The sequence below is a fragment of the Fictibacillus gelatini DSM 15865 genome, from assembly GCF_000430745.1.
GTDB classification, from domain to species: Bacteria; Bacillota; Bacilli; order Bacillales; family Fictibacillaceae; genus Fictibacillus_A; species Fictibacillus_A gelatini.
In genome coordinates this window covers 1-7,173 of record NZ_AUMP01000062.1, presented here as the reverse complement: position 1 = coordinate 7,173, position 7,173 = coordinate 1, and the positions used below count along the sequence as shown (strand labels likewise).

Sequence of the window (7,173 nt, the reverse complement as noted above, 5' to 3'; positions counted from 1 at the left end):
CCTTTCTATTGGACAAAAATTGCACTCCGGGCATTAAAAGTGTCCTTGAGAACCTTTCTATTGGACAAAAATTGTACTCCAAACATTAAAAATGTCCTTGAGACACGTTCTATAACAAAATTGTTCGGGCAAAATAAATGAAGTGGATCCTAAACTTTTAAAAAGGATTGCCCCTCTTTAAGGGCAATCCTTCTTTTCATTAAGCGAATACTCCGCGAACCATATTGGTTTGATTGCGGTCAGGGCCGACGGAGAAGATCGATAATGGAATGCCTGTAAGTTGGGAAACGCGTTCCACATAATGGCGGGCATTTTCCGGAAGATCATTCAATGTTTTCACTCCGGTAATGTCTTCCGTCCAGCCTGGCATTTCTTCATAAACCGGCTCACATTCCGCAAGCACTTTTAAACTTGCAGGGAACTCATTGATCATTTCACCTTTATATTTATAGGCGACACAAATTTTAACTGTTTCAATTCCTGTCAGTACGTCAATGGAATTCAATGATAGGTCAGTGATTCCGCTCACACGGCGCGCATGACGGACAACGACCGAATCGAACCAGCCGACACGGCGCGGACGTCCTGTTGTTGTTCCATACTCGCGGCCAACTTCACGGATTTGATTTCCGATCTCATCATGTAATTCCGTTGGGAACGGGCCGTCACCGACGCGGGTCGTATATGCCTTACAAACGCCGACGACATGATTGATTTTTGACGGGCCGACACCTGAACCAATCGTAACGCCGCCGGCAATTGGGTTGGAAGACGTAACGAAAGGATATGTTCCTTGATCGATATCAAGCATAACACCTTGCGCACCTTCAAATAGTACACGGCGTCCTTCATCAAGCGCGTCATTTAAGACAACGGATGTATCGCACACGTATTTGGCAATTTGTTGTCCATATTCATAATATTCATCAAGGATTTCTTCTTTTGTAAATCCTTTTGACTCATAAATTTTTTCAAACAGGCGGTTTTTCTCCGCCAGGTTGCGTTCTAATTTTTCTTCAAACACTTCTTTATCAAGAAGGTCCGCGATTCGAATGCCGATCCGTGCTGCTTTATCCATATAGGCAGGGCCAATTCCTTTTTTTGTCGTACCGATTTTGTTTGCGCCCTTGCTTTCTTCATCAAGAATATCTTGATGGATGTGATATGGAAGAATGATATGCGCGCGGTTTGAAATGCGAAGGTTGTCGGTACTTACTCCGTGGCTGTGAAGATAAGCTAATTCTTCCACTAATGCTTTCGGGTCAACAACCATACCGTTTCCAATCACACAAATTTTATCGTTATAAAAAATACCGGATGGAATAAGATGAAGCTTATATTTCACCCCATTAAACACGATCGTGTGGCCGGCGTTATTTCCACCCTGATAACGGGCAACTACTTCAGCTCTTTCTGATAGGAAATCGGTGATTTTCCCTTTTCCTTCATCTCCCCACTGCGTACCTACTACAACAACGGATGACATATTTATAAACACCTCCAAGAGATTAAGACAAACACTTATAAACAAAAAATCCACCGTTAGTTTATCAATAATTGAACCAAAAGTCAATTTAAACACGAACATTCATTAATTCTTTTGTTTTTATGTTCGTAAATTTCAAGAAAAAGAGAGAAAAAAATAGGCAATCTCTTTAAAAGATTGCCTTGTTATATTAAGAATTATGCACCTGAAGGAATGCTATTTTCATCATGGTGACGGTCGAGATTGACGAACTTATTGTATTCCTTCACAAATGCCAGTTCTACCGTGCCGGTTGGACCGTTACGCTGTTTGGCGATAATGATTTCGATGATATTTTTGTTTTCTGTTTCTTTGTCATAATAATCATCCCGGTAAAGGAAGGCAACGATGTCCGCATCTTGCTCGATACTTCCGCTTTCCCGAATATCCGACATCATCGGCCGCTTGTCCTGTCTTGATTCGACACCCCGGGAAAGCTGGGAAAGGGCGATGACCGGAACCTTTAATTCCCGGGCTAACGCTTTTAACGAGCGGGAGATTTCTGAAACTTCCTGTTGCCGGTTTTCTCCCGCTTTTCCGCTTCCCTGGATCAATTGTAAATAATCGATCAAGATCATGCCCAGCCCTTTTTCCTGCTGGAGGCGGCGGCATTTGGCGCGAATATCGTTAATCCGGACACCCGGCGTATCGTCAATATAAATTCCTGCTGCAGATAAGCTTCCCATCGCCATCGTCAGCTTCTGCCAATCTTCCGCCTGCAAGCTTCCTGTCCGCAGGCGCTGTGCATCGATATTGCCCTCGGCGCACAGCATACGCATGACGAGCTGTTCTGCACCCATCTCAAGGCTGAATATCGCAACATTTTCATCCGTTTTCGTCGCTACATTTTGGGCGATATTCAGGGCAAAGGCCGTTTTACCAACAGAAGGGCGGGCCGCTACAATAATTAAATCATTACGCTGAAACCCGGCGGTCATCCGGTCCAAATCCATGAAACCAGTAGGAATCCCGGTAATGTCTCCTTTGCGGTTATGGAGCATTTCGATATTGTCATAGGCCTGCACTAACACATCTTTAATGGAGATAAAGGAACCGGCATTTTTCCGGTTAGCGACCTCTAATATTGATTTCTCCGCTTCGTTTAATATCGTTTCGACCTCTTCTTCGCGTGCATACCCGTTGGCGGCAATATCCGTTGCTGCCCTTATGAGCCTGCGCAACAACGATTTTTCTTCGACGATTTTGCTATAGTAATCAATATTCGCTGCCGTCGGTGAGCTGTTGGCAAGATCGCTCAAATATGAGACACCGCCAACTTCTTCAAGCAGTTTCTTGTCTTCCAGCTCGGACGTGACCGTTACTAAATCGACGGGCTCGCCTTTTTCCGACAAATCCAGCATAACCTGAAAAATTCGTTGATGGGAGGAACGGTAAAAATCTTCGGGTATCAATAATTCAGAAGCCGTCACAAGCGCTTCAGGCTCTAAAAAAATAGCTCCGAGCACCGCCTGCTCAGCTTCAATATTTTGCGGGGGGATGCGATCGGCAAATAGATCACTCATAGTATACTCCTCCTATATGAAAACTTGACAACAACCCGTCAAGTCCAAAAAACAACACACTATAAAAAGGGTAAACGGCTTCGTCAAGACCGTCAAGTTTAATCTTTTTCCATACAGACGAAGAAAAGACCGGCTCAATTACCGATCTTTTCCCTCTTAACCTTCTACAACGTGTACTTTAATCGTACCTGTAACTTCATGATGAAGTTTAACAGGAACATCGACAAAGCCTAACGTGCGAATCGGTTCATTGAGTTCGATTTTCCGTTTATCGATGTCGACTCCCATATTTTTTAATTCAGCTGCAATTTGTTTGCTTGTCACCGAACCGAAAACGCGGCCGCCTTCTCCGGTTTTCGTTTTAACGGTAACGGTCATTTTACTAAGTTTCTCTTTTAATTGTTTCGCTTCTTCAAGCACGGCTTGTGCTTTTTTTTCTTCCGCTTTCTTTTGCCCTTCGAGTGTCGCTAAAGCGCCTTTTGTCGCTTCAGCGGCCAGCTTGTTCGGGAATAAATAGTTTCTTGCATACCCTTCTGACACATTTTTTACTTCCCCTTTTTTCCCTTTACCTTTTACATTTTCAAGGAAAATGACTTTCATTCTTCTTCTCCCCCTTCAAGATACTCATCAATGGTTTGTTTTAGGCGCTTCTCCGCTTCACCAATGGTTTCATTTTCCACCTGGCAGGCCGCGTTCGTTAAATGGCCACCCCCGCCGAGATTTTCCATGATCACTTGAACATTGACATCTCCGAGAGAACGGGCACTTATGCCGACTTTTCCATCTTGCCGTTTGGAGATGACGAAGGAGGCGTTTACGCCATTCATCGACAACAAAATGTCTGCCGCCTGGGCAATCATGATCTGGCTGTACTCTACGTCTTCCTCTCCTCTGGCAATCACAATGCCATGTTTATAAATCGACGCGTTATTGATTAATTTTGCACGTTGATTGTACGTATCCAAATCTTCTTTTAAAAACCGTTGGACTAAAATCGTATCCGCACCATGTGCACGTAAATAAGATGCCGCGTCAAACGTGCGGGAGCCGGTTCTGAGCGTAAAGCTTTTCGTATCGACAATAATCCCCGCAAGGAGTGCCGTCGCCTCAAGCATTTGCATCTTTAACGGTTTCGGCTGGTATTCTAACAATTCCGTAACGAGTTCAGCTGTTGACGAAGCGTACGGCTCCATATAAACAAGAACAGGATCGCTAATAAAATCTTCGCCCCTGCGATGGTGGTCAATGATCACAACATGATCAAGCCTTTGAAGCAATTTTTCTTCAATCACCATCGAAGGTTTATGCGTATCGACAACAACTAATAATGTATTGGGCGTTGCAATGTCAAGCGCTTCTTCTGGCGTAATAAAATATTTCCATAACCCCTCGTTTTGTTTCAACTCGTTCATCAGACGACTGACGCTCGTATCAAGATTAGATTTATCAAGGACGACATATCCGTTTTTCCCGTTTGCTTGCGCTACTTTTAAGATCCCAATGGAAGAGCCGATGGCATCCATATCCGGATTTTTATGCCCCATGATGAGAACTTTGTCACTGTCGAGCACAAGTTCAGTCAGCGCATGAGAAATGACGCGCGCCCGAACCCTCGTGCGCTTTTCGACAGGGTTCGTTTTCCCGCCATAAAACCGAACCTTTCCACTCGGTTGCTTGATCGCTACCTGGTCGCCCCCGCGTCCCAATGCGAGATCAAGGCCCGACTGCGCCAATTGTCCGAGTTCTGGCAGGGAAGAGGGGCCGGTCGCCACCCCGATGCTTAACGTTAACGGGACATTTTGTTTCGCCGTCGCTTCACGAACTTCATCCAGGACGCCAAACTTGTTTTTCTCAAGTTCCGTTAAAATTCGCTGATTAAAAACCGCTAAAAAGCGATCTGAAGATGTCCGCTTCAAATAGATTCCATATTCGGATGCCCATTCATTTAAGATGGACGTCACTTTTGAATTGATTTGCGATTTAAACTGGTCATCAAGCCCCTGGGTCACTTCATCATAGTTATCCAAATAAATGATCCCAAGGCTCGTTTGTTCTTCTTCATACAGGCGTTCCACTTTAATTCGTTCGGTTACATCAAAAAAGTAGAGAAGCCGTTCTTCTTTTTTAATATGAACTTTAAACTTTCTCGCATCAATTTTAATGAATTCGTCTTTTCCATCATTTTTAATAAGTGGAATAAGGTCCTCTGACACATGGTTTAACGAGTGTCCAATAGATGAGTCTCCGTCGACCCATTGATTGATAAATGGATTGGCCCACTCAATTTTATATTCTTCATCATATAAAATAATCCCTATCGGCATTTCCATTAACGCTTCTTCACCGACTTTTTTAATTCGGTGTGATAAAGTGGAAATATAATCGCCTAAATCCTCTTGAAAAACCGTTTCCGCACGCATTACGAAATAAAAAAGCGCTCCTAAAATGAGAAATCCAATAACTCCTAATGTCCATTGAAAATACGTAATGATGCTGACAAATAGAAACGATAAGATGAACAAGGCGATCACGGGATAACCATGCCACCGTTTTAACAAAAACTTAGGCATCTCTTCAGCTCCCTACTTTCCTGGATTGATCCGTTTCTTTACATTAAAGCCTAAATCCATTATACCTAACAATTTGGTTACTTCCATTAGTATTGGCAATATAGCGGACAAAATAAAGGCAATGATCGTAACGAAAATTGACAGCGCCCGGGGCTTTTCTTTCGCCCACATATAATAATAGATGACGGTTAATCCTTGAATAAACATAATCGTTGCCAATATGTAATAAAGATTTACAGCGACATTATAAAGGATGGAACCTTTCTCTGGATTTGTAAACATTAAAAGAACCGCAACTAAATAATACCATAGAAATGCTCTTGGAAAATTCCATTTATAAAAGGGCGGAAAGGAATGAATGTGAAAACGCAATCGCTTCATGATAATTTTTGCGATCCACTGTGTAAAAAAAGTGAGCAATACCGCGGAAAAAATAAGTGTCGTCGGCAGTTGATATATAATTAAATCGACTTGTTCCCGCAGCTGATTAAGAGCAGATACATCTTGATTATTATACTTATATAGCTCTGCGGTTTTATTAATTACCTCTGTTAACATGTCTTGAATGTCTTTTACAAAGTTAAAATGTAAAACAAACTTCATAACAGAAAGCACCCATAAAAAATTCACAAGACTTGCCAGACTGCCGCCTAGAAGAATAGCAAATGCTGATTTTTTCTTATGGTATAAAACACCCATAACGCCCCCTAAGAGACCTGAAGAAACCGTGATCAGTAATCCATTGATTCCCCCTATAATCAGCGATAAGGCAAGTGTAACCGCCGAAAAGACCACTCCTGGCTTTAATCCATATTTATAACTATAAATGATATAGGGAATGGGCAGAAGAAAATAAACAAAAAGTCCGACGAGCGGTAAATTGAGGCTGACTAAACATAATATGATATAGATGCTAGCCGTTATAGCCCCTTCCACTACTACTGTAGTTCTTTGCATAACTCACCTCTTGATTTTGCCTACGCTATTTATTGTAGTAAATAGAGGCTATAAAATTCAACTTTTTCACTTTTGGTCTATGATTGATCCATTTTATTCTGCCTCGTCTTTCGGTATGCTTCTTCTTTCGGCAACTGAATATGGAAAAGGGCTCCTCCACGATTGTTGTTACGCGCTTCAATCTTTCCATGGTGGGCTTCGATGATCGCTTTTGTAATTGCTAAACCAATTCCTGATTTGCCGTTTTCCCCTTTGTAAAAACGTTGAAAAACTTTTCTTTCCTCTCCCTCTATAAATGTTGATATATCAACGGTTTAACCCGTTGGTGGGGTGTCAAAAAAATAATTTTCGACACGCATACTAACAATATTTTTATATTATGTGAAACTATTCCATCCTATGGGTACGCTACGCGGCCACTACTGGGTAATAATGGTAAGTAGTGCTAGAGAATGATGTGATGCACAATGGATCTCTGCGTAACTTATGATGACGTACCCTCCCATGTCTCTTGGCATCTGTGTGCCTACATTCCTTCGTTCGGTCTAGTCATAAGGCAGAGGCTAGCGAAGCTCCTTAAGGGACTCGAGGTCGAATG

General features: G+C 42.5%; 6 protein-coding genes. All 6 read right to left on the bottom strand.

All coding sequences use genetic code 11. The annotated features are described in order from the left end of the window. Positions 1-199: 199 nt before the first annotated feature. Complete coding sequence (locus tag H538_RS0117680) at positions 200-1,486, bottom strand: adenylosuccinate synthase (RefSeq protein WP_026678723.1); 1,287 nt, start codon at positions 1,484-1,486, stop codon at positions 200-202. A 197-nt stretch (positions 1,487-1,683) separates the two neighbouring features. Further along, positions 1,684-3,048 (bottom strand): replicative DNA helicase, encoded by a 1,365-nt coding sequence (gene dnaB, locus H538_RS0117675; RefSeq protein WP_026678722.1) that lies wholly within the window; start codon positions 3,046-3,048, stop codon positions 1,684-1,686. 156 nt (positions 3,049-3,204) lie between these two features. Then, entirely contained in the window at positions 3,205-3,648 is a 444-nt protein-coding gene (rplI, locus tag H538_RS0117670; protein ID WP_026678721.1) for a 50S ribosomal protein L9, read from the bottom strand. Further along, positions 3,645-5,618, bottom strand: a complete 1,974-nt coding sequence (locus H538_RS0117665; protein WP_026678720.1) for a DHH family phosphoesterase — start codon at positions 5,616-5,618, stop codon at positions 3,645-3,647. The genes rplI and H538_RS0117665 overlap by 4 nt, the downstream gene beginning before the upstream one ends. Positions 5,619-5,630: 12 nt before the next feature. Beyond that, a complete protein-coding gene (locus H538_RS0117660) occupies positions 5,631-6,575 on the bottom strand; it encodes a YybS family protein (protein WP_026678719.1) in 945 nt (314 codons plus the stop codon). Between the two features lie 77 nt (positions 6,576-6,652). Continuing rightward, on the bottom strand, positions 6,653-6,868 hold the full coding sequence (locus H538_RS26805) for a sensor histidine kinase (RefSeq protein ID WP_281172203.1): 216 nt from the start codon (positions 6,866-6,868) through the stop codon (positions 6,653-6,655). Positions 6,869-7,173: the final 305 nt, after the last annotated feature.

Coding starts and splice junctions, on each gene's coding strand:
- dnaB (WP_026678722.1), bottom strand. CDS start 3,048: ATGAGTGATCTATTTGCCGATCGCATCCCCCCGCAAAATATTGAAGCT.
- H538_RS0117660 (WP_026678719.1), bottom strand. CDS start 6,575: ATGCAAAGAACTACAGTAGTAGTGGAAGGGGCTATAACGGCTAGCATC.
- rplI (WP_026678721.1), bottom strand. CDS start 3,648: ATGAAAGTCATTTTCCTTGAAAATGTAAAAGGTAAAGGGAAAAAAGGG.
- H538_RS0117680 (WP_026678723.1), bottom strand. CDS start 1,486: ATGTCATCCGTTGTTGTAGTAGGTACGCAGTGGGGAGATGAAGGAAAA.
- H538_RS0117665 (WP_026678720.1), bottom strand. CDS start 5,618: ATGCCTAAGTTTTTGTTAAAACGGTGGCATGGTTATCCCGTGATCGCC.